The following is a 26,201-nucleotide window of genomic DNA, read 5'->3' on the forward strand; positions in this document are numbered from 1 at the left end:
GAAGAGTTCGACTCACTCCAACCCGCAGGCCCCGACCACGTCGAGGGAATACCCGGGGGCCAGCCGCTGGGCTTTGGCTTCCGCACCGGCGTGCGAAGTGCAAAGGTGGCCTTCGGGTTCGCCGTGTACGCCCTGGTCCTCGGAACCGTACTGGTCCTCGCCGGCGCAGTGGTGTTCACCGCCCAGGGGCAGTGGCTGCTGCTCGGGCTGATGGTGCTGATCGAGGCCGTCTTCGTCTTTGCCTTCAGCCGGCTGGCGCGCCAAGCCCGCAACCGGCGCCTGGCCCAGTAGCGGCGCGAGCAGGGACTCCTACGCCGCCGTCCGCTCCCGCCACAGCAGCGACACCACGAACGTCACCGCGCTGAGCGCGAGCATCACCAGCACCATGCGGCCCCAGTTCTCCTGGTTCACGCCGCTGCCGTAGAAAATGCCGATCATCACGGTTGCCCCGATGGCGCCGACGTACCGGCAGGTCTGGAAGATCCCGGCGGCCACTCCCCTGTCCTCCGGCGCGGCGGACAGGTACAGGCCCTGGTTGGAGGCGATGCTGACCGAGCCGTACGGCACGCCCATCAGGGCGGTCAGGGCCAGCACCAGCAGCACGGCGAAGGACGCCGTCAGCAGCCACAGTGCCGCTGCCGACATGGTCAGGAGTACGACGCCGGCGATCAGCACCCGCCGCACGCCGAACCGGTCGATCGCGCGGACGGCGAGGGGTGTGATGACGACGGACATGGCCGCCAGCGGCAGCATCAGCAAGCCCACCAGGCCGGGGTCATAGCCTCCCGCCTCCTGCAGCAGCTGCGGCAGCCCGAAGAAGGCGAAGTAGTAGACGCCGCTGAACACCGTGAAACCCATGTACACCAGCATCAGCGGCCGGTTCCTGCCGAGGAGCCGCAGGTCCAGGAACGGGCGTTTGAAGCTCAGCTCCCGCCAGGCGAACAGTACGGCGAGTACCATGGCCCCGCCCAGCAGCCACCAGCGGAAGCCGGGCAGCGCATTAAGCAGGCCCATCAGCAGCAGCACCATGCCGCCCGTGAACGCGAGAATTCCGGGGATGTCCGAGTCGCGCAGCAGGACGGCCACGCTTCCCTGCTCCCGCGACTGGTCCGCCGGCGCGAACCTTCGCACGATGAGCAAAGCGGCGAACGCGAGCGGCACGTTGATCAGGAACAGCGCCTCCCACCCCACCAGGCTCACGAGCAGCCCGCCCACCACTGGGCCCACCGCCGCACCGGACGTGTTGGCCATCTGGATCCGGCCGAGCGGCCGGGTGGAGGTGGTGTTTGCCTGCCTGGCGAGCGCACCGACCATGACGACGGCGCTCGGGTACGCCGTCGCGGTCCCCAGCGCCATGAGCGCCCGGGCGACGCAGACGAACACGAAGTTGGGCGAAAAGGGCGCCAGCGCGCAGGAAACTGCCACCAGCGCCATGCCGAGCATGAAGAGCCGCCGCGGCCCGAACCTGTCCGCGAGCCGCCCCATCAGCGGCTGGCCGGCAGCCGAGGTGATGTAGAAGGCGGTGATGACCCAGGTGACGGTGGCGACGTCGAGCCTGAAGTCCTCGCGCAGCACCACCAGGGCGACGGCGATCATCGATGAGTTCAGGGGGTTCAGCGACGTGCCCAGGCTGAGGCCGGCCACGGCGAGGCCGGTGCGGGAAGAGTTGCTCACGTCCTAAGTCTCGCGCATGGTTGCCCGGGGCCACGAAAACAGTCTGCCCCAGGTCTCGTAAGTAACGGTTAGTACAGGAATTCAGCCACGGGGGTGTCGGGACGGTCTAGTGTGTGCCTACTGCCTCGTTTGCGGACCGCTATCGCAAACCACCCCCACCCATCTGTCTTCAACTTGTGGGATGGAGCGAGTTGGCCCAGCCATTCCAGTACCTTGCAGTTTGGCTCTCCTGGCGAACCACGCGGTCGGGAGCATCGCCCTTAGCGGGCCAGAAGCTGAGCTGATAGGTGTCGATCGGCTCCTCCGTTTCAACGATTGTGTCGACTGCGCGGGCAGAGTCCATTCCCCTTGCCGCGTACCGGACGCGGTAGGTGCCAGGGGCGAGGTCTATTGGATACGAGACCCGGCCTGCCCACCCCTCTAGGAAGGGACGGTTGACCACTGTGGATGAGACTTCGACGACGTCCTCCCATGCCCGGTCCAGTGGCGGTTCTGCATCGGAGAACTCGGCGCTGAAATTCACGTGGCCGGTGTGCAGACCCGTGATGAGAAATAGGAGGTTGGGGCTGGAGGCACCGCACAGGCCGTTGGACTGACCTCGAAAAGATGCCTCCAAGTCAGAGTCGAAGACGGGCCCGGACACGACATAGGCCTGGCCGTAGTGCACCCACAATCGACCATTGAAGAGGGTCTTCATGGCAAAACTCTAGACTGCTGGCGGAATCTCATCTCAGCGCCAAGATGTCCCAGCCAGGGATCCCCTCGAGTAATGCACAGCGCGGCGAGGCCGCCGCGTGGTGCACCTTCCGCGACCAGTGTCCGGGATTCCGCTGGGGCGGGCATGCCTAGTTCCCGGTGAGCTCCACGTGCAGCTTCTGGACCCGGGCCTTGATGTCGTCCCGGACCAGGCGCATGCGTTCCATGCCTTCGATGCCGCGCTCGGAAGGCTCCTCCGTTTCCCAGACCTCGAAACGGACTCCCTCGCGGGGTTCGAGCTTCGCTTCGGTCCCCAGTACGACGACGGCATCGACACTTTCCAGGACCTCGTCGGTGACCGGTTTGGGGTGCTCTCCCGTGATGTCGATGCCGAGTTCGGTCAGGGACTCCACAGCCTGCGGGTTGAGGGATTTTCCGGGTTTGGTGCCCGCGGAGTAGACGGTGACGTCACCGGCGGCGAGCTGGTTCATCAGGCCGGCGGCAAGCTGGGATTTGCCGCCGTTCTTGCTGCAGACGAACAAGACAGCGGGGTGTTTCTGGGTCATGAGGGCGTTGTTTCCTTTGTGAGAGAGTCGACCAGGGCTTTGACCCGGTCGTGGATCTGGTCGCGGATCTTCCGGACCGTGTCGAGGGGCTGGTCGGCCGGGTCCGGCAGGTCCCAGTCTTCGTAGCGTTTGCCGGGGTAGATGGGGCAGGAGTCGCCGCAGCCCATGGTGATCACGACGTCGGAGGCGCGCACGACGTCATCGGTGAGCGGCTTGGGGTAATTCTGTGACAGGTCCAGGCCCATCTCAGACATTACCGCCACGGCAGCAGGATCGAGTTCGGCGGCCGGCAGGGAGCCAGCGGAGCGGACATGGATCCTGCCCTTGGCTTCGACGGTGAGCAGGGCGGCGGCCATCTGTGACCGTCCAGCGTTCTGCACGCAGACGAACAGGACCTCGGGCACCTCGGAGGCGACCGCTCCCTTGGACTTGGCCAGCGCGCTGAGCCGGTCGCTGGCAAAGTGCTCGGTGGTGGCCGGCAGGTAGGTGGTGATCTTCGCTGTCCGGGCCAGGGCGGTGTAGGACTCGAAGACATAGCGTTCGACCGTTTCGGCGGCGAAGATCCCGGCGAACTTCTCCCCGAGGCGTTCGCTGATTCGGTGCAGGACCTCGGTGTTGTCCTGCAGGCCCAGGCTGGTTTCACGGTTCTCGTTCATGGCAGCACTCCAATAGTTGGGTTTACTGGCAGATCTGGGTCAGTTGGGGCCGGAGCGGCCGTGGGTCAGCCCGGTGGGGAATCCGACCAGCACCGGCTCCGGTGTACCGCAGCAGCCGCCGTCAGCGGAGGCGTCGGCTGTCGCTGTTCCGGCTGTCGCTGGTTTGGCAGGTACGGGGACGTCGCAGCTGGTGCCGGCGTCGGTGGAGCAGACACCGGTTTCGGGCAGTTCAAGGTGAACCGTGTCGGCGGCTTCGCGGTCTCCGGCGAGGGCCGCGGCGACGGAGCGGACCTGTTCGTAGCCGGTGGCGAGCAGGAAGGTGGGGGCCCGGCCGTAGGATTTCATACCGACGATGTAGAAGTCCTTCTCCGGGTGCGCCAGGAGTTTCGCGCCGTGCGGCGCGACGGTGCCGCAGGAGTGGAATTCGGGGTCGATCAGCGGGCCCAGTTCCACCGGCGCCTCGACGGCGGCGTCCAGGTTGAGCCGCAGCTCGCGCAGGATGTCCAGGTCCGGGCGGAAACCGGTGCAGGGCACCACCACGTCGGCCTCCAATGTGCGGCCATCGGCCGCTTCGACGGTTACTGCAGAGTCGAGGGTTTTAAGGGCGGCGATGCCAAACCCGGTGTGCAGTTCGATCTTGCCGGCTTCCACGAGGCGCCGGAGCCGGCCCCCGAGCTGGCCCCGGGCGGGGAGCCCGTCGGCGTCGCCGCCGCCGTAGACCTTCGCCGCGGAGGCGCCCCGGACGGCCCAGAGGATCGTGGTGTCCGGTTCTTCCCTGACCAGGTCGGCGAGGCTGATGAGGGTGTTGGCCGCGGAGTGGCCGGCGCCGACCACCAGGACCCGGCGTCCGGCGAAGGCTGCGCGGTCCCGGCCGATGACGTCGGGAAGCGGTGCCGAGATCCGGCCCGCCGCGGTGTCCTCGCCGATGGCAGGCAGGCCGGAGGTGCCCAACGGGTTGCGGGTGGACCAGGTGCCGGAGGCGTCGATGACTGCTGCAACGGTGTGGTCGCGGGTTTCGCCGTCCGCGTGTTCGACGCGGACCACGAAGGCGGTGGTGTCGCGGTTGCGGACGTGGGTCTTGTCTAGCCCCTGCCGCGTGACCGCAGTGACGCGGGCGCCGGTCTGCAGCCGCGACCTGATGGCCGGGAGCGCGGCTAGGGGTGCGAGGTAGTTGTCGATGAGTTCCCCGCCGTACGGCAGTGCCGTGAGCCGCGGTGATTCCCAACCCGAGGATTCCAGGAGACGGAGGGCGGCGGCGTCAAGGTTGTACCGCCATGGTGAGAACAGCCGGATGTGGCGCCACTGCTCAATGGCGGCACCCGCCGTCGGGCCTGCTTCGAAGACCAGCGGTTCCAGGCCGCGTTCGAGCAGGTGCGCCGCGGCGGCCAGGCCGATCGGACCGGCGCCGATGACGGCGACGGGAAGGTTCTTCGACGAGTCCATGCTGTCCTCTTTCATCTGTAGGTGTAGCGATCCAGGTTCGGGCGGGACCAGCCGGCCCCGTGTTGGTAGGGGCCGGCCGCCGGGGCCGCGTTACTTGGCAGCGGGGATGAGGGACTCGATCAGGCCCTCGATCCGGGTCTTGATCTGGTCGCGGATCGGACGGACGGACTCCACGCCCTTGCCAGCCGGGTCCTCGAGGACCCAGTCCTCATAGCGCTTGCCGGGGAAGTAGGGGCATTCGTCGCCGCAGCCCATGGTGATCACCACATCGGAGTCCTTGACGGCCTCGGTGGTGAGGACCTTGGGAATCTCGGCGGACATGTCGATGCCGAGTTCGGCCATGGCCTCCACCGCGGCCGGGTTGATCTTGTCCGCAGGCTGGGAGCCGGCCGAGCGGACCTCGATCTGGCCGTTCGCGAGGGTGGTGAGGAACGCGGCGGCCATCTGGGAGCGGCCGGCGTTGTGGACACAGACGAACAGGACGGACGGTTTCTTGGCGGTTTCGGTGCTCACGGGTTTTCTCCTGGAATCAGTTAGGTGGTGGGTGAAACGGTCTTGGTGAGGTCGTCGCGCCCGGCCCGCCTGCATCGCTCACTGAATATTGATGTTGATCGATATAGGGAGTATCGGACGATAGATTGATGGTTGTCAATATTTACGTCAGGCCGGGCCTGTCGTCGGCCCGCACGGGGCCTCGGGCGCGTACCCGGCGTTAGGCGGCATGCACCCTGGGCGCAAGGTCGTTGATGCGGTGGGAGATGTCGATGAACGCGCGCTCGAAGGCTTCCTCGGTGTTGATCCGCAGCGGATCCGGCACGGACCAGTGGGCGCCGGCAAGGCCTGGAAGTTCTTCGTGGGCGTTGTCGCACACGGTCACGACGAAGTCCCCGTCCCCGGCGACCTCGTCCAGCCTTTGAGGCGAGCGGTTTGCGAGGTGCAGTCCATGCCGGCGGGCGACGTCGACGGCTCCCTCCGCGATGCGGTCCGCGGGGTGCGTTCCCGCGGAGGCTGAGGGGATGCGGCTGGCCCGCTGCCAGAGCGAAGCGGCCAGCTGGGAGCGGGCACTGTTGCGGGTGCACACAAACAGGACACGACTGGCACCGTGCTCCACTCCGGGCACGAGGCCATCGAGGCCGCCGGCGGCGAGGCGGATGTAGCTGCGGCGCCTGTCGGCTTCGGAGCGGTGGCGGGTGGTCAGGCCCGCCGCCTCCAAGGTGCGCAGATGGTGGGACAGCAGGTTGGAGGGCATGCCCAGCACGCCCTGCAGTTCCGTCGGGGAGAAGTCCCCCAGGGTCAGCAGATCGACGATACGCAGCCGCGCAGGATCGGCGAGGGCCGCGTGCTTGGCAACCCGCACCTGAAAAGCGTCCACTGGGTCAGTTTTCATTGACTCAATTTTGACTGAGTTAATTTCTTGGGTCAAGCTTGGTGCCATGAATGCCAACCAACCGCCGCTGTGGCGCCGCGCCGTCGCCGAACTGCTTGGCACCAGCCTGCTCGTGATGATCGTCGTGGGTTCGGGGATCGCCGCGCAGCAGCTCTCCCCGAACGACGTCGGCCTGCAGCTGCTGCAGAACAGCACCGCCACCGTGCTGGGCCTGACCGTTCTGATCCTCATTTTCGGCCCGGTCAGCGGGGCGCACTTCAACCCGGCGGTCTCCCTGGTCGACTGGGTTCTGGGCCGGCGCAGCGGCACGGGGCTGACCCTTCCAGAGCTGGGCGCCTATGTGGCCGCGCAGACCGTGGGCGCCATCAGCGGCAGTGTCGTGGCCAACGCCATGTTCGAGGTGGGGACCTCCGTCTCCGGCAAGGACCGCGCTACCGGCGGGCATCTGCTCGGTGAGGTCGTCGCGACCGCCGGGCTCATCCTGCTGGTCTTCGCCCTGGCCGCCACCAAACGGGGCGTCCTCGCCGCGCCGGCGGTGGGCGCCTACATCGGCGCCGCGTACTGGTTCACGTCCTCAACGTCCTTCGCCAACCCCGCCGTGACAGTCGGCCGCATCTTCAGCGACACCTTCGCCGGGATCGCGCCGGGCTCCGTGCCCTGGTTCGTCATCGCCCAGCTGATCGGCGCGGCAGCAGGCCTCGGCCTCCTCATCCTCCTGTTTCCCTCGGCGGCACGTGCCGCGGACGACGTCGTACTCCCCCACAAGGCCGGAAACCCCGGTTCGTAGACTGCAGCTGCGCCGACTAGGGCAGCCGCAGGAGTCTACATTGATGAATATCAATATTGGCGCATAATGGGTACATGAAGTTGCTGCCCGTTCTTGACCCCGTCACGGATGAAGCCTGCTGCGCGCCAGCGGGCGCGCCCACCCTCGGCGCCGAGGAAGCGAAGCAACAGGCCCTGGTCTTCAAGGCGCTGGCCGACCCGAACCGGCTCAGGCTGCTCTCCATCATCAAGGCCGCATCCTCCGGCGCGACCTGCGTGTGCGACCTGACCGATCCCCTGGACCTGAGCCAGCCCACGGTGTCCCACCACCTCAAGGTCCTCGTTGAAGCCGGGCTGCTGCACCGCGAAAAGCGCGGTACCTGGGCCTACTTCTCCATAGCCCCGGGCGCCCTGGACGACGTCGCCGGCATTCTCACCAACCTTTGACCTCCGCGGTCGAGACGGACGCCCGTGGTCCCCTGAGCGTCAGTGGCGCGACACCGTCCTGATCGAACGCCGATCCCCCGCCCTCCAAAGCTCCCGGGGATCAGCAGGATCTAGGCGCAAGGCGCGGAAGGCACGACGTGGAACCAACCAAGGCGGAAATCCTGGCCGGCTACAGCCGTGCCCGCCACGACCTCGATGCCTGGCTGAAGAACGCAGGGGACGCGGATCTTCGGAGACGCAGCAACGGAACCCGGTGGACCAACGAGGAACTGCTCTTCCACATGGTTTTCGGCTACATGGTGGTCCGCGCCCTGCTTCCGCTGGTCCATGTCATCAGCAGGCTCCCCGAACCAGCCGGCAAAGCCTTTGCCGCCGTCCTGAATGCCGGGACACGGCCCTTCGATGTCGTGAACTACTGGGGCTCCCGCGGTGCTGCCCTCGTCTACAACAAGCATCGAATGCGCCGGAAACTCGACAAAACCATAAGTGCAATTTCCCGCAGACTCGAACGCGAGACTTCCAGGTCCTTGGCAAGATCGATGCCATTCCCCGATCGGTGGGATCCATTCTTCACATCGACAATGACACTCACCGACGTCTACGCGTACCCCACCCTCCACTTCGACTTCCACGCCCGGCAACTGTCCCTCAGCCAGCCCTGACATGACACCGGCTTATCCCTTGTGACTGCCCAGCCACGGCAGTACCATCCCCTCACCTAATTGCTCCGTGGAAGTGGGCACCAATGCTCGAAACTGCGCGCAACACAAGGGCCGGCGGACTCCGCGACCTGGTGACAGAGCTCCTCGGCTTGTGGCTTCTGCTGGCCGTCTTCCTGGACGGCTGGGCGCACCTCAACGTCCCCAGCCTGGAGACGTTCTTCACTCCGTGGCACGCCGCCCTCTACTCCGGCATGGTGGCCACGGCCGCGTGGACCGCCGTCGTGATCTGGCGGAACAGGGCGCCCGGGGAGCCCGTGTGGCAGGCAGTTCCTCGCGGCTACCGCGGAACGGCGGTAGGGGTAATCCTCTTTGCCACCGCCGGCGGCCTGGACCTGCTGTGGCACGAACTGCTGGGCATCGAAATCTCCCTGGATGCGCTGGTCAGCCCCACCCACCTGCTGCTCGGCTTCAGCCTCTTCCTCATCCTGGGCACGGCGGTCCGCAGCGCCCGCGCGGACAGCCGCCCCGGGAACTTTGCGTGGACCCCGGCGGCGCTGTTCGCCGTCGTCCTCTTGACCGGGCTGGGAGCGTTCTTCCTCATCTACTGCTCCGCCTTCGTGCGGCCCGGACCAACCGCTCTCTTCGTGCCAATGCCGGTGGGCACGCCCGGCCGCATCCAGGCCGAGATGCCGGTGGTCATCGCCCTGGCGAGCTACCTGCTGACAACGGCACTGATCATCGCACCCTTCCTCTTCACACTCTCGGCATCCCGGCGCCCCGCCCGCGGGATCGTCACCATGCTGGTCGTGGCGGCGGCCTGGCTGCCCGTCGCGATGGTGGGCCTGCGGCCGTTCGCCATCGCCGGCGCAGCAGGAGCCACCGTGGCCGCCATCGTGGCCGACCTGCTGCTGGCCCGGCTGCCGGACGAATGGCTGAGGCGGCGGCCGCCCGCGGTCACGGCAGGCATCGCGGCGCTCCTGTGGACCGGACAACTCGTCGCCTTCGCTGTGACGGACGCGATCCGCTGGCCGCCATCACTCTGGCTGGGGGCTGTGGTGCTGAGCGCCGCAGCAGCCGCAGGCCTTGCCGCGCTCAGTTCTTGGGGCCCGGCGCGCTCCTGAAGCCCTCTGCCCGCTCCTAGGCGCCCGTCTGTAAACTGGCGGAGGCAGGCGCGAAACGTTCGCGTAAACGATTCTCCGAGGGCGGCGACGATGACGACGATGGTAAAAGTGGCCCAGCTTGCCGGGGTGTCCATCTCCACTGTTTCCCATGTCCTGAACGGCACCAGGCACGTCGGCGACGAGACGCGGCAGCGCGTCCTGAAGGCCATCGAGGAAACCTCCTACCGCCAGGACGCCCTGGCCCGCGCCATGCGGCGCTCGCGGACGGACAGCATCGGCCTGATTGTGTCCGACGGCGGCGAGCCGGCTTTCGCCGAGATGATCCGTGGCGTGGAGGAAACGGCCGCCAATCACGGCATCACCCTCCTCCTGGCCAATTCAGCCGAAGACCCCCAGCGCGAGGCCCGCGCCGTCCAGACCCTCCTGGAGCGCAGGGTGGACGGCCTCATCCTGGCCCGCGCCGCAGGCTCCGGCCCGGAGGCCCTGGCGGAGTTCGCCAACCAGGACACGCCGCTGGTGCTGATGGACCGACTGTCCGAGGACCCCTTTGACCAGGTGGGCGTTGAAAACAACGCACCCATCAAGGAACTGGTGGAGCACCTCACGTCGCAGGGCCATCAGCGGATACTGCTGGTGGCCGGGGACACCCGGGTGTCCACACTTCAGGAACGGCACCGCGCCTTCCAAGACGCCATGACGGCGGCCGGCATCCCGCCGTCGGACCAGCTCACCGTCACTGGCGCCGACCGCGCAGAGGCCGACGCCGGGATCGAGGATGCGCTGTCAGCAGCCGCCCCGCCCACCGCGGTCATCGCGTGCAGCACCGTCTTGGCCGCAGCGGCGCTGCGGCGCATCCAGCAGCGGGGGCTGCGGATGCCCGACGACATCGCCGCCGCCGTCTTCGACGGCTTCGCCTACGCGGATCTGTTCGAACCCCAGCTCACCACCGTCCGCCAGCCGGCCTTCCAGGTCGGTGCCACGGCCGCCGAGCTGCTGACCCGGCGCATTGCCGACAAGTCCGCCGAGACCTCCGTTGTCCGGCTGGCGCCGACGATCGAATACCGGGCCTCGACCGGCCCGGCCCCGGCCCCCTAAACCAACCCGAGCGCGAACGTACACTTGAGGCCCCCGCTTTTGGGGCCTCAAGTGTACGTTCGCGCTATCTGCTCCTACTGCGGCGGACTACCCGGCGGCGACGCACCTACCGGCGGCCGCAGCGCACTCACTTTCAGAATCCTTCGTGTGACCCATTGCACATCGAAACGTTTGTCTCTACTATCGAAACGTTCGCGCAATCGTTTCGCTAGAAGGAATCGCAGTGGCAACCATCGTCGATGTCGCATCACTTGCAGGCGTCTCGACGTCCACTGTGTCGCACGTCCTCAACGAGACACGGCACGTTGAACCGGAGACCAAGGCCCGCGTCATGAGTGCGGTGCAGGCCACCGGCTACCGGCGTGACGCCCTGGCCCGCTCCATGCGCCGCGCCAGGACAGACTCCATCGGCCTGGTCGTTTCAGACGCCGGGGAGCCTGCCTTCGCGGACATGGTGCACGGGGTGGAGGAGGCCGCGGCTCAGCACGGCCTGTCCCTGCTGCTGGCCAACTCGGCGGAAGATCCCGCCAGGGAACGCGCCGCGGTGGAGGCACTCCTGGACCGCCGCGTCGATGGCCTGATCATCGCGCGGGCAGCCGGGTCCAGGGCCGGGCTGCTCGAACGGATCCGCAACGAGAAGAAGCCCCTGGTCCTGCTGGACCGGCTCGCGGACCTGGACGTGGACCAGGTGGGGGTGAACAACCAGGCCGCCATGGCAGCCCTGGTTGACCACCTCACGGACCGCGGCCACGAACGGATCATGCTCGTCTCCGGCGACCTGCGGGTCTCCTCGCTCCGCGAGCGCCATGACGGTTTCCGCGCCGCCATGCTGAAGCGGGGCCTGGAGGTGCCTGACAGCCTGCTGTGCGAAGGCACGGTCACGGCGGCGGCGACGTTTGACCGGGTCCGGCCGCTGCTGGGCGACTCCGCTGCTGGTCCGACGGCAATCTTGGCCTGCAGCACCCTGCTGGCGGCGGGAGCCCTGCGTGCCGTCCAGCACGAAGGGCTGCAGGTTCCCGGGACCATGGCCTTCGCCACGTTTGACGGCTTTACCTACTCGGACCTGTTCCAGCCCCAGATCACCACCGTACGCCAGCCGGCGTTCCAGCTTGGCGAGAGCGCCGTGGGTCTACTCATGCGGCGCCTCGAGACCCCCTCCGCCCCCACCAAGATCCTTCGGCTCGAATCAGCGATCGAATTCCGCCGCTCCACTGACTGACAGTTCCACTGATTAATAGCTCCACCGACTTAATAGCTCCACCGACTGACAGCTCCACCGATTCACATCACCAGCCAGGCCCCAAAACTGCTCTACAAACCCCCAAACGCATCCCATCAGCGCGTCCCCCGCGCCGCATGCAAAGGAGCATCACATGAGAAAAACAGTCCGCACGTCCATCGCCACGGCGGCAGCCGTGGCCCTGCTGGCCCTCACCGCCTGCGGAAGCGCCACCGAATCCGCAGCCCCGGTGACAGCCGGCCCCTACGCGGCCCCCGCCAAGGACATCACCGCCACCATCTCCGTCTCGAACTGGGGCGACCCGGGAGACAAAGCCGTGTACGACGGCGTCGCCGAGCGTTTCAAGGAGAAGTACCCGAACGTGACGGTGAACAACAACTTCACCCCTATCACCACGTGGACCGAATACGTCAACAAGCTCGTCACGCAGGCCGCTGCCGGCCAGGCCCCGGACGTCATCAACATTGCCACCGAGGGTGTGGAGCTGGGCCTGGCCAACGAGCTGTTCACGCCCCTGGACGGCTTCCTCAAGAACGACCCCGAGGCGGCGTCCCTTCGCAAGGACATCGACCCGAAGCTGCTCGAGGGGTTCAGCAAGGACGGCTCCACCTACCTGATGCCCAACACGTTCAACACCATGGTGATCTACTACAACACCAAGATGTTCGAGGCGGCCGGCATCGAACGGCCCAGCGATGACTGGACCTGGGACGAGTTCCTGGCGATCTCCAAGAAGCTGACCACGGGCTCGGGGGCGAACAAGGTCTACGGATTCGCCATGCCGTACTACTCCTTTGGCATCACCCCGTGGCTGTACTCCAACGGCACGTCGATGATGAGCGATGACCTGGAGACCGCCCAGCTGACCGACGAGAAGGTCAAGGAAACCGTGGGCTGGGTACGCGACCTTGTCACCGAACACGGAGTGTCGCCGCAGCCCAAGGGATCGGACCCCTACCAGCTGTTCCCCGCCGGCAAGGCAGCCATGACCGGCGCCGGCCACTTCGTCACCGGCGGCTTCGAAAAGGCGGGCTTCTCCGACTACGACATCCTCCCGTGGCCGAAGGGAACCACCAAGTCCACGGTCTTCGGCGCCGGAGCGTTCGCCGTCTCCAAGACGTCCAAGAACCAGGAGCTGTCCTGGGAGTTCATCAAGATGCTCACCGACCAGCAGACGCAGAAGCAATGGGCCGACGCCGGCGCCGCCGTTCCGTCCACCAGGACTGCCGCTTCATCGCCGGAGTTCCTGTCCTCCCCCAAGCACGCGTCGGAGTTTTACAACTCCCTCTCCTACGCCAAGCCCGTAGCGGCTCCCCGCGCCTACAACGTGCTCGATCCGGCGTTCATGCGGGCGATGGACGAGATCATGTCCGGCCAGGACATCGGCTCTTCACTGGAAAAGGCCCAAAAGGATGTTGAGGAGGCGTTGCAGCAGTGACTCTGACCGCCCCCCACACGCAGCTGCCGCCCGCGCCCCCGTCGGGGCGCGGGGGCGGCCCCGGGCACCGAAGCGCGGCGCGCCGTCGGGAAGCCCTGACCGGGTACATGTTCACGGCACCCACCGTCATCGGGTTCCTGGTTTTCGTCCTCGGTCCACTGGTGGCCGCCCTCTACCTGAGCCTCACCAAGTACAACATCCTCACGGCACCCAAGTTCGTCGGCCTCGACAACTACGTCCGCATGTTCCGGGACGAACGGCTGGCCACCACCTACGGCAACACGGTCCTCTACGTCGGGGCCGCCGTCGTCCTCATCAACGGCTTCGCGCTCCTGTTCGCCGTCCTGATCAACCAGCGCCTCCCCCGGGCCCTGACGTACGTCTTCCGCTCGGCGTACTTCTTCCCCTACCTGGTAGCCCTCGTGTACGTGTCCATCATCTGGCAGGCACTGTTCCAGAAGGACACCGGCATCCTGAACTACTACATCACCGCGATGGGCGGCGAACGGATCGACTGGCTCAACAGCTCCGAGTTCTCCAAGGTCTCCGTGATCATCGTGGACACCTGGCGGAACGTGGGGTTCGCCATGCTGATCTTCGTGGCAGCCCTGCAGGAAGTCCCCAAGGACATGGTGGAGGCCGCCCGCATGGACGGCGCCAACGAATGGCAGGTCTTCCGCCGGATCACCCTTCCGATGATCAGCCAGGCAACGTTCTTCAACATCACCATCACCATCATCGGCGCGTTCCAGATCTATGAATCGATCATCGTGCTCACCAGGGGCGGCCCAGGCGATGCCAGCCGCAGCGTGGTGATGTACATCGCGGAAGTTGCCTTCAACAAGTTCGACATGGGCTATGCCTCAGCCATCGCGGTCACGCTGTTCGTCATCATCATGCTGGTGACGCTGGTGCAGTTCCGCCTTCGAAAGTCATGGGTGAACAATGAGTAACGCCAGCGTCTCCGTCCTGCCCTCGCGCAAAAGCAACGGAAAAGCCGTACGACGGCGGCCCGGCCTCGGCAAGTCCGTTTCGGTGGCGCTGCTGGTCATCGGAGCAGTGGGCATGGTGGCCCCCTTCCTGTGGATGTTCACCACGTCGCTCCGGGACGCCAGCCACGCCTACGACCTGCCGCCCCAGTGGCTGCCCACGGAATGGGACTGGTCCAACTACGCGGGCGCTGTCAGCGGGCCCGTGCCGATCCTGAAAAACATGTTCAACAGCGCGGTCATCGCGATCGCCGTCAGCATCGGCATGATCCTCACGGCGCCAATGGCCGGCTACGCCTTCGCCAAGCTGGAATTCCCCGGCCGCAACTCCATCTTCGTGGGACTGCTGTCCTCACTGATGGTGCCGGCGCAGGTGACCATCATTCCGCTGTTCCTGCTGATGCGGACGTTCGGCCTGCTGGACAACCCGCTCAGCCTGATCCTGCCGGGCATCACCGGAGCGCTGGGCGTGTTCCTGCTGCGGCAGTTCTTCCTGGGGCTGCCGCAGGAAATCATCGACGCCGCCCGCATGGACGGCGCCACCGCCTGGCAGACCTACCGGCTGATCGCGCTGCCGCTGGCCAAGAACGCCGTGAGCACCTTGGGTGTAATCACGTTCCTGGGCAGCTGGAACGCCTACTTCGCGCCGTCGATCTTCCTCAACAGCACGGACACCGCCACCCTGCCGCTGGGCCTGGTCCTGATGCTCGGCCCTTACGGCGCCGGCAACGTGGCCCAGGTCATGGCCGCCACCACCATCGCCATCGCACCGGCCCTCATCGTCTTCCTCGTGGCCCAGCGGTGGATCATCGCCAGCCTCACCCAATCAGCCGTCAAGGGCTAACCACCAACTGTTCCTGACAGAAAGAAGGGCAACACCACCATGGCTTCATCGCCCCGCTCCGGCCTGCTCTCGAGCCTGACCAGGCTCTCCACCGCCCGCACGGCCCGCTCCTCCAGCTGGGACCAGACCGGCCGCAACCGCGACAACTGGATCGTCATGCCCGGGGAGGAACGCGTCCTGGCGGACATCGAGGGGCCGGGCGCCATCACCCACATCTGGATGACCCAGTCGTGCCGGATCCAGCCGGGCCCCGGCCAGATCTCCCCGGAACTGGTGGGCGTACCGATGCTCGAAATCCACAACGCCCTCGGCGTCAGCTGGGAGGTGGTGGACCCGGACTACTACCGCAAGATCGTCATCAAAATGTACTGGGATGACCAGGAAACCCCGAGCGTGATCGCGCCCCTGGGTGACTTCTTCGGCCTCCTTAACTCGCTGTCCGGCTCCTACGATTCACTTCCGCTCTCCGTCTCTGCGAAAGAAGGGGAACTGAACACGTTCGGCGGCAGCGCGGCGTTCAACAGCTACTTCGAGATGCCGTTCAACTCCCGCGCCCGCATCACCGTCGAAAACCAGAACGACATCCCCTACCTGCAGTACTTCTACATCGACTACGAGCTCTACACCGAGCCCCTGCCGGAGGACACCGCCTACTTCCACGCCCACTGGCGCCGGCAGAAGCCCAACGCCGGCTGGGGCCCGGACCTGCAGACCAACAGCATCGAGGTGGCCATCCCCAACCTCTCCGGCGAGGACAACTACGTGGTCCTGGAGACCGAGGGCCAGGGGCACTACGTGGGCTGCAACCTGGCGGTGCGCCACTTCCAGGGCTCCTGGTGGGGCGAGGGCGACGACATGATCTTCATCGACGACGACACCTGGCCGCCCAGCCTGCACGGCACCGGCATGGAAGACTACTTCGGCCATGCCTGGGGCATGCAGCACAACGCCTTCCTCATGAACGGCACCATGGTCCACGAGGAAAACGTGCCGGGCTTCCACCACAGCTACCGCTTCCACATGACGGATCCCATCAGGTTCCAGAAGCGCATCAAGGTCACGTTCGAGCACGGCCACGCCAACCACCTCTCCGATGACTGGTCCTCCACCGCCTACTGGTACCAGACCCTCCCCTCCCCCGCGCTGGACATCGACCCCGTGGAGGAGCGCCTGCCGCTGCGGCCGCGTGACCAGGTGGAAGAGCGCCCCCTGCCGGACCTGACCCCGGAGCAGCAGGCCGCGCGCGACGCGTCGGCCGCGCGGATGAAGCAGTTCACCGAAACGCGCGACGCCGTCCGGAACGAACGCAGGGCAGAAATTGACGAGTGGGAGAGGGCCAACGCCGAGCAGGCGCGGGAGGTCCGGCAGCGGTTCCTGGCCGCCAGCAGCGTCCCGGTCCCCTAACCGATCAAGCAGCCATTTCCAGCAGCCAGCACAGAAGGATCAGCATGAACGCGCAGGAACCCCGCCCCGCTCTCCACTTCACGGCCGCTGAAGGCTGGATCAACGATCCGCTCGGCGTGACCTGGAAGGACGGCCAGTACCACCTCTTCTACCAGTACGTTCCCGGCCGCACCACGTGGGCCTCCAACTGCCACTGGGGCCACGCCACCTCCCCGGACATGATCGCTTGGACTGAGCAGGGTGTCGCCGTGGCTCCCGGGGACGGGGACGACGGCGTCTGGTCGGGTTCCATCGTCACCGGCACCGATGGTGCCGCCACGATGTTCTACACCTCGGTCACCGAGCCGGACATCGGCGTCGGCACCGTCCGCACGGCGACCCCGGACGACGCCTCCTGGACCACGTGGACCAAGGGCGCGAAGCTGATGACCGCGCCTGATCTTGGCGTGGTGGCCTACCGGGACCCGTTCGTTTTCCGCGACGGGGACCAGTGGCGCATGTTCGTGGGCGCCGGTCTGGAGGGCGGAACCGCGGCCGCAGTTTCCTACAGTTCCCCGGACCTTTCGCGGTGGACGCTGGACGGCGTTGCCGCGCAGCGCAACGGTACGGAGACGGACCGTGTTTGGACCGGCACCATGTGGGAATGCCCCCAGCTGTTTGAAATTGGCGGCTCCCACGTCCTGGTCACCTCCATCTGGGAGGACGACGTGCTGCACTATGTGGCCTACGGTGTGGGCAGCTACTTCGAGGGGAAGTTCACCGCCCGGTCCTGGGGGCAGCTCAGCTTCGGCAAGAGCTACTACGCTCCGTCCTTCTTCCGGGACAAGGACGGCGCGCCGTCGCTGATTTTCTGGGTCCGCGGCGTGGTCAGCCCCGAGGGGCAGTGGGCCAGTGCGCTCAGCATTCCGCACACGCTGACCCTCGACGGCGACACCCTGGTGGCCACCCCGCACGCCGACCTCGCCACGTACTCCCAGCCGGGCCGCCTGGAGCAGGTGGGCGGCTCGGTTTTTGAGACAGTGCTCGACGGCGGCGCGGACCTGCGGTGCACCGTCACCGCCGGGACAGCCATCCGACTGGGCACCCTGGACGGGACCCTGGCCACTTTCCGGCATGACGGGGAGGGCCTCCGCGTGACGGCCGCCGGGAACGCCGACTTCGCCGATGCGTTCCTCCCGGTGGATGAGGGGTCCGAACTGCGGGTGCTCATCGACACCGGCGTGTTGGAACTCTCCGGGCGGAAGGGAATCATGGCGGTCCCGCTGCCCATCGTGGACTCGCCGGTGACGCTGACCGTGAGCGGCGCCGCCGGCACACCCCTGCTCAGCACGGTCACCAGATTGGCGGCCCGGGCGGAGGACCTGCACCTCGCTGCTACTTCCCTGCCGTATCTTCTCGGGTAGCACCGGCGCCCCTGCGGCCGTAAATCTTGCTGTGTGAAGGTCGCGGCCGCAGGGGAACCGTACTGGCCAAGCGCCGCCTGCGGGCATTGTCTTCACCCCCAGGCAGGCCCTACCGTGAAGGAACGGTCGGCCGAAGCAGGTGCGCATGCGAAAGAGTTCCTGGTCATCGCACTGCAGGCTGTCGTGCCTCCTGGCGGTTGCCTTTCTCTGCGGTTTCACGGTGCCGGCAGCCGCCGTCGGGCGGACGGCGCCTGCCGCCGTCGCAAGCCCGGCAGCCGGACCAGTCATCACCGACCAGGCATTTGAGGCGGTGGACGCCTTCCTGCAGGAGCAGATCGGCGCCATGGGGATTCCGGGCGTCGCGATCGTCGTCGTCAAGGACGGCGTCCAGGTGCATTCCGCCGCGTTCGGCCGCGCCGACGACTCGGGGCGGCCGATGACGCCCCAGACGCCGGTGCTGCTGGCGTCCACCACAAAGTCCCTCACGTCCATCGCCGTGATGCAGCAGGTCGAGGGCGGCCGGCTGCGGCTGGACGAGCCGGTGCGGACCTACCTGCCGTGGTTTACGTTGCGGGACAGCCGCGCTGCAGAGATCACGGTGCGCCATCTGCTCCATCAGGCCAGCGGCATGGCCTCCAAGGACACGGCCTTCGAAGCCTCAGATGCGCAGGGCCCGGAGGCTCTCGAAGAAGGTGTGCGCGCCCTGTCGGGTTCCCGGCTGGCCGGGGTCCCGGGCGAAGCATTCGGCTACGCCAATGCCAACTTCAACATCCTGGGCCTGCTGGTGCAGACGGTCTCCGGCCAGCCGTTCGGGGACTATGTGGAGCAGCACATCTTCGAGCCCCTGGAAATGACGCACAGCCATCCTGCGCGCGCTGCGGCCCGCGCAGACAATGCGGCTGCCGGCTATTCGCTGTGGTTCGGCGCGTTCTGGCAGCACACCGAGGTGCCCGCGCCCAGCACCGGAATGCCGTCCACCACCATGTACGCCTCGGCCGAGGACAAGAGCCACGAGCTGACCGCCCTGCTCAACGGGGGCACGTACCGTGACCGCCGCGTCCTCCGGCCCGAAAGCGTGGAGGCCCTGCTCTTGCCGCGGGTGCGGGTGGACGAGTCCAAGGGGTACGCCATGGGATGGTTCACCCGGCCGCTCGTGGAGTCCGCCGCCCCTGGAGAGCAGCCCGACGCGGACACCCTGCCGCTGCTCGCGGAACATCAAGGGGAATGGGGCAATTCGCACACCTACCAGGCCGTGGTTCCCGCCTCCGGGCTCGGCGTCGCCATGGTCATCAACGCGAACGACACTTCGGCCCCGTCACGGCTGAAGGCCATCGACACCAACGTCCTGCGGATCCTCCACGGGCAGCCGCCGGCGCCGACGGTGGTGCAGGAGGACTGGCTCCAGCGCTACAGCTGGGCCGTCTCGCTGGGACTGCTGCTGGCGGAACTGCTGAGCCTGTGGCTGGCGCTCGCCGTCCTGCACAGGAGTCCCCCGGCGGCCGGCAAGCGGTGGACGCCGTGGGCTGTGGGCCTTGGCGCGCTCGCCCTCGACGGGTTCGCGCAGTGGCTGTGCTTCATCTACGCACCGGCCAAGTTCGACACCCACCTGGCCGTCATCGTCCGCCAGTTTCCCGACGTCGGCGTCATGCTCGTGCCCGTGCTGGCGCTGGCCGTCATCTGGCCGCTCCCCCGGACCGTCTGGCTGTTCCTCAGGATGCGGGCACGCCCGCACACCCACCGGTGACTTACGCCGGAAAGCCTTGTAGTGTCGTGGCCACCGGCGGGATGGCTGGCACACCCCGCGACCGTAGCCACTACCGAGGAGTGAACATGGCTGTCGACGACGACGAGGCACAGATCCTGGCCCAGTGGAGCCACCGGCTGGCGCAGGCCCTGCAGCTCCTGGACCTTGAATTCGACCAGGAACAGGTGCTGGATCTCGCCAGGACGTCGGCGCGGTCGGTGACCCACGCCGCCGCACCGATCACCACCCTCATGGTGGGCTACGCGGCGGGACTCGCCGTCGGCAGCGGCGGGGCTGACTCCAAGGAGTCAGCCGCGGCGATCGCGCAGGCCGCCGGCACCGCGGCGCAGCTCTGTGAGGACGGGCCCGACGGCGGTCCGGCCAGCAAAGGCTGGGCGGACACCGCGCAGTAGAAGCGGCGTCAACTTGCCTTTCCGCTGCACCGGCTGCTAGGAAGCCCAGCCGGCCAGTGCCGCTGCCGCTTCCGGCAGCTCCGTCACGCCGTCGACGTCCAGGAAGTGCTTGGCCCCGGGAATCACCAGAGCAGGCGCTTTGAGCCTGTCGGCCAAGGACGCCGAAGCGGACGGCGGCACCAGCGGGTCATCGTCGGAGTGGATCACCAGGCTCTTCCGGATGCTGCCCGGCAGATCCTGCAGTTCCACGTCCTCCTCGAGGTATGGGTCGAGTTCCGGCAGTAACTCGAGTTTCCCGGTGAATCCGGCTACGAGGATGATCCCGCCCAGGGTCCACGGACCTGTACGCCCGGCCAAGTGCCGCAGGAGAGTGATGCAGCCCAGGCTGTGGCCGACGAGGTAGGTGCGGCCGTCAAGCTGGCCGACGGCATCTTCCACGGCCTCGGCCCAAGGTCCCACAGCCGGTGCATCGCTGTCCGGCAAATCCACCAAGGTGACGTCCCAGCCCTTCGATGCCATCCGCTGCTCCAGCCACGGGAACCAGTGGTTCTCCGTCGTGGCCCCATAACCGTGGACGATGACCAGGCGTGGCGGGCGGGAATATGACGCGGCGGCTTTTGTTTCTGGAGTCATTCGGCAACTGTAAACCGTGCCATCAGCATGAAGGTCAAGGGAGGTAATGAAGTTGCCGTTCAAGGAACGCGGACCTTCAGACTCCTGGTCTCGTCGATGAGATCGAGGCCAGGTCTGCGGTTGCCGATGATGATGTGAGCCACTCATTGATGCGGTCGTTGTGCTCGCCCAGCTTGGGCGCTGGGCGGGGCTGCACGGAACCGGTCAGCCGGATCGGTGAGGCGAGAGTGGCGAACCCGTCGGGTTCGATTGCGACGAGTCCCCGTGCGCGGGCGTAGTCATTGGTGAGGGCGTCTGTAACGGAGTAGACCTCGGACACGGGTACCTCGTGCTCCTGAAGCAGCGACACAGTCTCTTCGGTGGTTCGCGTGCTGAGGGCACCTTCCAGGGCCGCCCGGAATTCGACGGGGTGCGCGTTCCGACGCGTCTGTTCACTGAACCTTTCGTCCATCAGCCATTCTTCCCGTCCAAGGGCTTGGGTAAGGCGAGGGAAGAGCCGGTCACCGGCTATGGCGATGGCCACGGTTCCATCCTTTGTCCGGTAGGTGCTGAAGGGTGTGGACATGGCGTGGTCATTGCCGCAGGCAGTGGGTTCTTCCCCGTGCAGGGCACGCATTCCGACCGATTCCAGGATCGATACGAGACTGTCGAGCATGGCAATGTCGATGTGCTGGCCTTTTCCGGTCAGATGGCGCTCCTGGAGTGCGGCCAGGGCGGCGGTTGCGCCATAGAGCCCGGGGATGAGGTCGCCAAGGCTGACTCCCGCCCGTGTCGGCTGGCCTCCCGGCCATCCTGTCACGGACATCAGGCCGCTCATTGCCTGCGCGATCAGGTCGTAGGCAGGGGCGTTGCGGAGGGCGCTGTCCTGTCCAAAGCCGCTGATGCTGACCACGACGAGGCGGGGGTTGACCTCAAGAAGGGTGCTGGCAGCGATGCCGAGCCGGTCCATCACTCCGGGTCGGAAATTTTCGATGACGACGTCGGAGTTCTTGACGAGGTCCAGGAGCCTGGCCCGGTCCTTGTGGTCCTTCAAGTTGAGTGTGATGCCGTACTTGTTGCGGTTGAAGAGGCGGTAGTAGCCGGATTCGCCGTTCACTGTGGGTCCGAAGTGACGTGAGTCGTCTCCGTCGGGGCTTTCGACTTTGATCACCTCGGCTCCCAGGTCAGCCAAGATCATGGCGCAGAAGGGCCCGGCCAGCACCCTGGACAGGTCGAGGACCCGGATTCCTTGGAGGGCGCCCGCAGGTGTCCGGTTCTCCTCTTGGCCGGCGGTCCGGTCGGCTGCGGAGGGGGTGGGAAAGTTGGTCATTGGAGGTCCTATTCGTCAGCAGCTGCAGTAGGTGTGTTCGGCGGCCTTTTTCTTGTTTCCATCCCACCACCGGGGTGCCCAGGGAGCCATGGGCAGCACCTGCATGCTGTCCGATATGCCGGACAACAGGGGGCGTATTCTTGGAGCATGAGTAGCTCTTCGCTGCGCCCCAAAGCCCCCGCCGCCGTCCAGGTCCTCGCCGTTCTCAGGTACGTCGCCGAGCAGGCCGGACCGGTGGCCGCCTCGATCATCGCCCGTGACGTGGGATTGCCTCGGTCAACTACGTATCAGTTGATCGCGGCCCTGGTCGATGACGGGTTTCTGGTTCATCTTCCGGAGGAACAAAAGTACGCGCTGGGCGTCACGGCGCATGAACTCGGGACCGGCTATTCACGGCAGGCCCCTCTTCAGCGCATCGCCCGTCACCCGCTGGCGCGTCTGGTGGGGCGGACCCGTCGTACTGCCCACCTTGCGGTGATGCATGGCCGGGACGTCGTTTACGTCATTGAAGAACGCGCTCCCCGCCAGCGCCCTCTGGTGACCGACACCGGCGTACGGCTTCCGGCCCATTTGACGGCCAGCGGCAGGGCGATGATGGCGCAGATGGATCCCGCCCAGGTCGCTGCATTGTTCCCGGGTCCGGAGGCCTTCACGGTTCGCAATGACAATGGCCCGCAGTCCTTGCCGGCCCTGCAGGACTTGCTGTCGCGGGCGCGGTCCTTGGGCTACGCGTGGGAACAGGATGAGATCACTGTCGGTTTCTCTTCCGTTGCCGTTGCTGTCCTGGATCGGGAGCGTTATCCCGTGGCAAGCGTGACGTTGACGGTTTCCAACCGGGCGTTCCCTTCTGGTGGTGCACGCCGCGCCAAGGAGGCCGAGACGGCGGAGGAAAGGGCAATGCGGATTGAAGACGTGGCCCGCGAGTGGATTCCCGAGGTGAGCCGTTGTGCCCGCGAGATATCGCGCAGGCTGGGTATTCGGGGGGGACCGCCGGTTAATGGATGAGTGTCCCGGCCACGTACGTGGCCGGGACACTCATCCGGTATCAGTGCTGTTTTTGGGCTCAGGCGTCTCAGGTGCCGCTCGGGCAGGCTAGACGGCCGGGCCGCTGGGCGCGGGGTTCGCCACTGGTTGCAGTGCTTCAGGCCCGGTTTCGGCCGGGTAAATCATGTGGGATGGTGCGTTGGAATTCCTCTTGGCCAGCGGGTAGAACACCAGGGCTGTGACCACCAGCCCCACGAGCCATGAGATGTCAGCGCCGCCCAGGAGCTTCGTCATGGGCCCGGTGTACAGTGCCTGGGCCAGGAACGGAATCTGCACGACGATGCCCACCGCGTAGGTGATCAGGGCGGTCTTGTTCCAACGTCCGTACCGTCCGTTTAGGTCGTACAGGGCAGGGATGTCTACCTTTTCCTTGGAGATCAGGTAGTAGTCGACCAGGTTGATGGAGCTCCAGGGGATGAAAACCATGAGCAGCAGCAGCACGAAGTTCTTGAAGTTGGCGATGAAGTCCGGCGATGCGAGGACGGCGATAAGGACGGACAGCCCGATGAAGCCGACGACGTACGCGAACCGCGTCCAGGTGGCTACTCCCGTTTTGCGCGTGAACGCCGTGACCGACGTCAGCATCGTCATGTACCCGCCGTAGGCGTTCAGCGTGTTGACCGTAAGCTTTCCGATCACGATGACCAGGTAGATGACCACGGCGATCAACCCGCCGCCGCTCATTTCCCCGAGGAAAGCGACCTGACCGTCCAGGAATCTCTCACCCTTGGGCAGGGCGAGGGCGGCGAACAGAGCACCGAGGGTCATGGACCACTGGGAACCGAGCACCGTGCCGAAGTAGGACGCTTGGAACGTCTTGCGGGCCGGGGTGTTGGACGGAAGGTAGCGGGAGTAGTCGGCCACGTACGGCCCGTAGGTCAGCTGCCAGCCGGCGCTGAGGGAGATGGCAAGCAAGAAAGTGGGAAATTCGAAGTTTCCGGAGCCCAGGAGCGCTCCCACATCCTGACTGGTGAACAGCCGGATACCGAGGTAGGTGAAGCCAAGCACGCCAACGATCGTGGCGATGCGCCCCATCATGTGAATGTATTTGTAGCCCAGCGTTGCGACGAGGATGGTCAGCGCGCCGAATATCACCATGCCGACGGCCGGCGTGCCGGTGTGCAGGATCTCGTCCACTGCCTGGCCGGCCAGTACGGTGCCTGTGGCGGCGAACCCGAGGTACATGATGATGACCAGCACCAGCGGGATGACCGCACCCAGAATTCCGAACTGTGCGCGGCTGGAAATCATTTGCGGAAGCCCGAGCTTGGGGCCTTGGGCAGCGTGCAGGGCCATGACGGCCCCGCCAAGAAGATTGCCGATCAGCAGTCCGATGATCGCCCACAGGGCGTCCGCGCCGAACAGCACCGCGAGGGCGCCGTCGACGATGGCGGTGATCTGCATGTTCGCTCCGAACCACAGCGTGAACTGCTGTGCCGGGGAACCATGACGCTCGTTTTCCGGGACGAAGTCGATGGAGCGGCGCTCAACGCGCGGCCCTACTGATCCCGTTTTTGTTGTGGCCTGCATGCTATTCCTCACTTTGACGACCGGATTGAGGTCCCCCAACCTTTGATTCAATCTGAGCACGGGCTGTGAGCGGCATCACCCGAAAGCCGCGACGTTTCGTCCGGGGTTTCGGACAATGAGGGCAAAACTGTGATTCAGCTCATTTCCGATGCGGAGCTTCGGATACCTTCGACCCATGCCCCCGCACCGCCGACGGAAGAGTCCGGAGCCGGGAGGCCTGGCAACAACTTCCATTCCCTTACATATCCGGAGGCCACCTTGAGCCAGCCCAATACCCAGACAACTGACCTGCCATACCCGACGGGGGACTTCTTCGACTTCGAGGGCCTCCTTCCGTCTCACGAACGCGAACGGCTGCACGAAGTCCGGACGTGGCTTGACGCCGAGGTGCGTCCCATCGCCACCGACTACTGGAACCGCAGCGAATTTCCGATGGAGCTAATCCCGAAGATCGCCGAACTGGACATCATCAGCCCTGTCCGCAGACAGGGCCACTCGCACCTCTTTGCCGGCCTTCTCACCGCAGAAATCCACCGCGCCGACGCGTCAGTGGGAACCTTCATGAGCGGACAGGATGGCTTGTTCACCGGTTCGATCGAACTGTTGGCCTCGGATGAGCAGAAAGCGGCATGGTTGCCGGACATCTACGCTCTCAAGAAGACAGGCGTGTTCGCCATCACCGAACCGCTGGCCGGTTCAGACGTTGCCGGCGGAACCCGCACCACCGCGGTCAGGGAGGGTGATAAATGGGTGCTCAACGGAGAAAAGCGGTGGATCGGCAACTCCACGTTCTCTGACTACGTGATCATCTGGGCCAAGGACGTCGAGGACGAGCAGGTCAAGGGCTTCCTGGTGGACACGAAGACACCGGGATTCTCCGCAACGCTCATCCAAAACAGGATTTCCCTGCGCAGTGTTCAGAACGCCGACATCAAGCTCACAGATGTGCGCATTTCCGATGAGTTCCGCCTCGCCGGCGCCAACAGCTTCCGGGATACCAACAAAGTCCTCAAGTCCACACGGGCAACCGTCGGGTGGCAGGCTGTCGGCCTCCAAATGGCCGCCTTCGACGTTGCACGCAAATATGCCGTAGGGCGCCACCAGTTCGGCAAACCCCTGGCAGCGTTCCAGTTGATCCAGGAACAGCTCGTCACCATGCTCAGCAATTCGATGAGCTCCATGGGGATGATGGTCCGGCTCGCGCAGCTCGAAGACGCCGGCGAGTCTAAGAACGAACATTCCGCCATGGCGAAGGCTTTCGCCACCAAGCGCATGCGCGAAACGGTCGCGCTCGGCCGCAGCATCCTTGGCGGCAACGGCATTGTCACTGACTACGAGATGGCGAAAATCTTCTGCGACGCCGAAGCAATCTACACCTACGAGGGCACCTACGAAATCAACACCTTGGTGGCCGGGCGAGCCATCATGGGCGTCGCCGCGTTCGTTTAGGCCCGCCCTCCCCTGTCCGCGATACCGGACAAGAACCCGCGCTCTCCCCTACCCCGGGGCGAGAAAATCCCGCCTACTTATATCAGCACTTCAAACGGACGGGATGGGCCGTTGAGTCCCAGTATCCCGCCCCCTACACCAACGCGGACCGAACGGGTCTGCAATACCAACGAAGGAGCCCCTTATGGCACCCGCCGATTTCACTACCGGTGCCCGCCCGGTCAAAGCTGCCCGCGGCACCGAGCTCAC

26 protein-coding genes are annotated in these 26,201 nt (G+C 65.9%); 16 read left to right on the forward strand and 10 right to left on the reverse strand.

Translation table 11 applies throughout. The features are described 5' to 3' along the window. The coding region (locus AC3A3W_RS01750; RefSeq protein ID WP_487440174.1) for a hypothetical protein at nucleotides 1-291 on the forward strand (291 nt) is incomplete at its 5' end. Nucleotides 292-309: 18 nt separating this feature from the next. On the opposite strand, the gene AC3A3W_RS01755 is transcribed toward AC3A3W_RS01750, so the two are convergent. From AC3A3W_RS01755 to AC3A3W_RS01785, 7 genes are all read right to left on the reverse strand, one after another. After that, on the reverse strand, nucleotides 310-1,674 hold the full coding sequence (locus AC3A3W_RS01755; protein ID WP_487440175.1) for an MFS transporter: 1,365 nt from the start codon (nucleotides 1,672-1,674) through the stop codon (nucleotides 310-312). A gap of 169 nt (nucleotides 1,675-1,843) precedes the next feature. Further along, nucleotides 1,844-2,371, reverse strand: a complete 528-nt coding sequence (locus AC3A3W_RS01760) for a hypothetical protein (RefSeq protein WP_487440176.1) — start codon at nucleotides 2,369-2,371, stop codon at nucleotides 1,844-1,846. A gap of 148 nt (nucleotides 2,372-2,519) precedes the next feature. Then, nucleotides 2,520-2,936 carry an arsenate-mycothiol transferase ArsC gene (locus AC3A3W_RS01765; protein ID WP_487440177.1) on the reverse strand — a complete coding sequence of 139 codons (417 nt, stop codon included), beginning with the start codon at nucleotides 2,934-2,936 and terminating at the stop codon, nucleotides 2,520-2,522. Further along, the gene (locus tag AC3A3W_RS01770) at nucleotides 2,933-3,592 is read right to left on the reverse strand and encodes an arsenate reductase ArsC (protein WP_487440178.1); all 660 of its coding nucleotides are present in this window, start codon (nucleotides 3,590-3,592) and stop codon (nucleotides 2,933-2,935) included. The genes AC3A3W_RS01765 and AC3A3W_RS01770 overlap by 4 nt, the downstream gene beginning before the upstream one ends. Nucleotides 3,593-3,631: 39 nt before the next feature. Further along, the gene (locus AC3A3W_RS01775) at nucleotides 3,632-5,035 is read right to left on the reverse strand and encodes an FAD-dependent oxidoreductase (protein ID WP_487440179.1); all 1,404 of its coding nucleotides are present in this window, start codon (nucleotides 5,033-5,035) and stop codon (nucleotides 3,632-3,634) included. Nucleotides 5,036-5,125: 90 nt separating this feature from the next. Next, a complete protein-coding gene (locus tag AC3A3W_RS01780) occupies nucleotides 5,126-5,548 on the reverse strand; it encodes an arsenate reductase ArsC (protein ID WP_487440180.1) in 423 nt (140 codons plus the stop codon). 199 nt (nucleotides 5,549-5,747) lie between these two features. Continuing rightward, a complete protein-coding gene (locus tag AC3A3W_RS01785) occupies nucleotides 5,748-6,422 on the reverse strand; it encodes an arsenate reductase/protein-tyrosine-phosphatase family protein (RefSeq protein ID WP_487440181.1) in 675 nt (224 codons plus the stop codon). A 46-nt stretch (nucleotides 6,423-6,468) separates the two neighbouring features. Between AC3A3W_RS01785 and AC3A3W_RS01790 the strand changes: the two genes are divergently transcribed. From AC3A3W_RS01790 to AC3A3W_RS01850, 13 genes are all read left to right on the forward strand, one after another. After that, complete coding sequence (locus AC3A3W_RS01790) at nucleotides 6,469-7,209, forward strand: aquaporin (RefSeq protein WP_487440182.1); 741 nt, start codon at nucleotides 6,469-6,471, stop codon at nucleotides 7,207-7,209. Between the two features lie 74 nt (nucleotides 7,210-7,283). After that, entirely contained in the window at nucleotides 7,284-7,634 is a 351-nt protein-coding gene (locus AC3A3W_RS01795) for an ArsR/SmtB family transcription factor (protein WP_487440183.1), read from the forward strand. A 137-nt stretch (nucleotides 7,635-7,771) separates the two neighbouring features. Beyond that, on the forward strand, nucleotides 7,772-8,296 hold the full coding sequence (locus AC3A3W_RS01800; protein WP_487440184.1) for a DinB family protein: 525 nt from the start codon (nucleotides 7,772-7,774) through the stop codon (nucleotides 8,294-8,296). A gap of 83 nt (nucleotides 8,297-8,379) precedes the next feature. Next, nucleotides 8,380-9,417 (forward strand): hypothetical protein, encoded by a 1,038-nt coding sequence (locus tag AC3A3W_RS01805; RefSeq protein ID WP_487440185.1) that lies wholly within the window; start codon nucleotides 8,380-8,382, stop codon nucleotides 9,415-9,417. A gap of 90 nt (nucleotides 9,418-9,507) precedes the next feature. After that, nucleotides 9,508-10,512 (forward strand): LacI family DNA-binding transcriptional regulator, encoded by a 1,005-nt coding sequence (locus tag AC3A3W_RS01810; RefSeq protein ID WP_487440186.1) that lies wholly within the window; start codon nucleotides 9,508-9,510, stop codon nucleotides 10,510-10,512. Between the two features lie 223 nt (nucleotides 10,513-10,735). Continuing rightward, nucleotides 10,736-11,731 (forward strand): LacI family DNA-binding transcriptional regulator, encoded by a 996-nt coding sequence (locus AC3A3W_RS01815; RefSeq protein ID WP_487440187.1) that lies wholly within the window; start codon nucleotides 10,736-10,738, stop codon nucleotides 11,729-11,731. 154 nt (nucleotides 11,732-11,885) lie between these two features. Next, nucleotides 11,886-13,190 carry an ABC transporter substrate-binding protein gene (locus AC3A3W_RS01820; RefSeq protein WP_487440188.1) on the forward strand — a complete coding sequence of 435 codons (1,305 nt, stop codon included), beginning with the start codon at nucleotides 11,886-11,888 and terminating at the stop codon, nucleotides 13,188-13,190. Beyond that, nucleotides 13,187-14,143 (forward strand): carbohydrate ABC transporter permease, encoded by a 957-nt coding sequence (locus AC3A3W_RS01825; protein ID WP_487440189.1) that lies wholly within the window; start codon nucleotides 13,187-13,189, stop codon nucleotides 14,141-14,143. Before AC3A3W_RS01820 ends, AC3A3W_RS01825 begins: the two co-directional genes overlap by 4 nt. Then, nucleotides 14,136-15,023: a carbohydrate ABC transporter permease gene (locus AC3A3W_RS01830; RefSeq protein ID WP_487440190.1), complete on the forward strand. Its 888-nt coding sequence runs from the start codon at nucleotides 14,136-14,138 to the stop codon at nucleotides 15,021-15,023. Before AC3A3W_RS01825 ends, AC3A3W_RS01830 begins: the two co-directional genes overlap by 8 nt. A 39-nt stretch (nucleotides 15,024-15,062) precedes the next feature. Next, nucleotides 15,063-16,427 carry a glycoside hydrolase family 172 protein gene (locus tag AC3A3W_RS01835; protein WP_487440191.1) on the forward strand — a complete coding sequence of 455 codons (1,365 nt, stop codon included), beginning with the start codon at nucleotides 15,063-15,065 and terminating at the stop codon, nucleotides 16,425-16,427. A gap of 44 nt (nucleotides 16,428-16,471) precedes the next feature. Further along, nucleotides 16,472-17,830 (forward strand): glycoside hydrolase family 32 protein, encoded by a 1,359-nt coding sequence (locus tag AC3A3W_RS01840; RefSeq protein WP_487440192.1) that lies wholly within the window; start codon nucleotides 16,472-16,474, stop codon nucleotides 17,828-17,830. A gap of 145 nt (nucleotides 17,831-17,975) precedes the next feature. Further along, nucleotides 17,976-19,574, forward strand: a complete 1,599-nt coding sequence (locus AC3A3W_RS01845) for a serine hydrolase domain-containing protein (protein ID WP_487440193.1) — start codon at nucleotides 17,976-17,978, stop codon at nucleotides 19,572-19,574. 86 nt (nucleotides 19,575-19,660) lie between these two features. After that, nucleotides 19,661-19,987: a DUF6457 domain-containing protein gene (locus AC3A3W_RS01850; protein WP_205651605.1), complete on the forward strand. Its 327-nt coding sequence runs from the start codon at nucleotides 19,661-19,663 to the stop codon at nucleotides 19,985-19,987. A 36-nt stretch (nucleotides 19,988-20,023) separates the two neighbouring features. On the opposite strand, the gene AC3A3W_RS01855 is transcribed toward AC3A3W_RS01850, so the two are convergent. After that, complete coding sequence (locus AC3A3W_RS01855; RefSeq protein ID WP_487440194.1) at nucleotides 20,024-20,620, reverse strand: RBBP9/YdeN family alpha/beta hydrolase; 597 nt, start codon at nucleotides 20,618-20,620, stop codon at nucleotides 20,024-20,026. Between the two features lie 76 nt (nucleotides 20,621-20,696). Then, the gene (locus AC3A3W_RS01860) at nucleotides 20,697-21,929 is read right to left on the reverse strand and encodes a CaiB/BaiF CoA transferase family protein (protein WP_487440195.1); all 1,233 of its coding nucleotides are present in this window, start codon (nucleotides 21,927-21,929) and stop codon (nucleotides 20,697-20,699) included. Nucleotides 21,930-22,076: 147 nt separating this feature from the next. Here AC3A3W_RS01860 and AC3A3W_RS01865 point away from each other — a divergent pair, with 147 nt between their 5' ends. Continuing rightward, complete coding sequence (locus tag AC3A3W_RS01865; RefSeq protein WP_487440196.1) at nucleotides 22,077-22,934, forward strand: IclR family transcriptional regulator; 858 nt, start codon at nucleotides 22,077-22,079, stop codon at nucleotides 22,932-22,934. Between the two features lie 87 nt (nucleotides 22,935-23,021). Here AC3A3W_RS01865 and AC3A3W_RS01870 read toward each other — a convergent pair whose 3' ends face one another. Beyond that, complete coding sequence (locus AC3A3W_RS01870; RefSeq protein ID WP_487440197.1) at nucleotides 23,022-24,503, reverse strand: purine-cytosine permease family protein; 1,482 nt, start codon at nucleotides 24,501-24,503, stop codon at nucleotides 23,022-23,024. A gap of 258 nt (nucleotides 24,504-24,761) precedes the next feature. Here AC3A3W_RS01870 and AC3A3W_RS01875 point away from each other — a divergent pair, with 258 nt between their 5' ends. Further along, on the forward strand, nucleotides 24,762-25,952 hold the full coding sequence (locus AC3A3W_RS01875; protein WP_487440198.1) for an acyl-CoA dehydrogenase family protein: 1,191 nt from the start codon (nucleotides 24,762-24,764) through the stop codon (nucleotides 25,950-25,952). Nucleotides 25,953-26,201 lie beyond the last annotated feature (249 nt).

It is taken from the genome of Arthrobacter sp. Soil_N43, from assembly GCF_057655195.1.

Excerpts from the sequence above, each read along its gene's own strand:
- AC3A3W_RS01835 (WP_487440191.1), top strand. The coding sequence starts at position 15,063 with ATGGCTTCATCGCCCCGCTCCGGCCTGCTCTCGAGCCTGACCAGGCTC.
- AC3A3W_RS01855 (WP_487440194.1), bottom strand. The coding sequence starts at position 20,620 with ATGACTCCAGAAACAAAAGCCGCCGCGTCATATTCCCGCCCGCCACGC.
- AC3A3W_RS01770 (WP_487440178.1), bottom strand. The coding sequence starts at position 3,592 with ATGAACGAGAACCGTGAAACCAGCCTGGGCCTGCAGGACAACACCGAG.
- AC3A3W_RS01865 (WP_487440196.1), top strand. The coding sequence starts at position 22,077 with ATGAGTAGCTCTTCGCTGCGCCCCAAAGCCCCCGCCGCCGTCCAGGTC.
- AC3A3W_RS01860 (WP_487440195.1), bottom strand. The coding sequence starts at position 21,929 with ATGACCAACTTTCCCACCCCCTCCGCAGCCGACCGGACCGCCGGCCAA.
- AC3A3W_RS01760 (WP_487440176.1), bottom strand. The coding sequence starts at position 2,371 with ATGAAGACCCTCTTCAATGGTCGATTGTGGGTGCACTACGGCCAGGCC.
- AC3A3W_RS01790 (WP_487440182.1), top strand. The coding sequence starts at position 6,469 with ATGAATGCCAACCAACCGCCGCTGTGGCGCCGCGCCGTCGCCGAACTG.
- AC3A3W_RS01810 (WP_487440186.1), top strand. The coding sequence starts at position 9,508 with ATGACGACGATGGTAAAAGTGGCCCAGCTTGCCGGGGTGTCCATCTCC.
- AC3A3W_RS01775 (WP_487440179.1), bottom strand. The coding sequence starts at position 5,035 with ATGGACTCGTCGAAGAACCTTCCCGTCGCCGTCATCGGCGCCGGTCCG.
- AC3A3W_RS01845 (WP_487440193.1), top strand. The coding sequence starts at position 17,976 with ATGCGAAAGAGTTCCTGGTCATCGCACTGCAGGCTGTCGTGCCTCCTG.
- AC3A3W_RS01840 (WP_487440192.1), top strand. The coding sequence starts at position 16,472 with ATGAACGCGCAGGAACCCCGCCCCGCTCTCCACTTCACGGCCGCTGAA.
- AC3A3W_RS01820 (WP_487440188.1), top strand. The coding sequence starts at position 11,886 with ATGAGAAAAACAGTCCGCACGTCCATCGCCACGGCGGCAGCCGTGGCC.
- AC3A3W_RS01870 (WP_487440197.1), bottom strand. The coding sequence starts at position 24,503 with ATGCAGGCCACAACAAAAACGGGATCAGTAGGGCCGCGCGTTGAGCGC.
- AC3A3W_RS01765 (WP_487440177.1), bottom strand. The coding sequence starts at position 2,936 with ATGACCCAGAAACACCCCGCTGTCTTGTTCGTCTGCAGCAAGAACGGC.
- AC3A3W_RS01805 (WP_487440185.1), top strand. The coding sequence starts at position 8,380 with ATGCTCGAAACTGCGCGCAACACAAGGGCCGGCGGACTCCGCGACCTG.
- AC3A3W_RS01830 (WP_487440190.1), top strand. The coding sequence starts at position 14,136 with ATGAGTAACGCCAGCGTCTCCGTCCTGCCCTCGCGCAAAAGCAACGGA.
- AC3A3W_RS01785 (WP_487440181.1), bottom strand. The coding sequence starts at position 6,422 with ATGAAAACTGACCCAGTGGACGCTTTTCAGGTGCGGGTTGCCAAGCAC.
- AC3A3W_RS01795 (WP_487440183.1), top strand. The coding sequence starts at position 7,284 with ATGAAGTTGCTGCCCGTTCTTGACCCCGTCACGGATGAAGCCTGCTGC.
- AC3A3W_RS01850 (WP_205651605.1), top strand. The coding sequence starts at position 19,661 with ATGGCTGTCGACGACGACGAGGCACAGATCCTGGCCCAGTGGAGCCAC.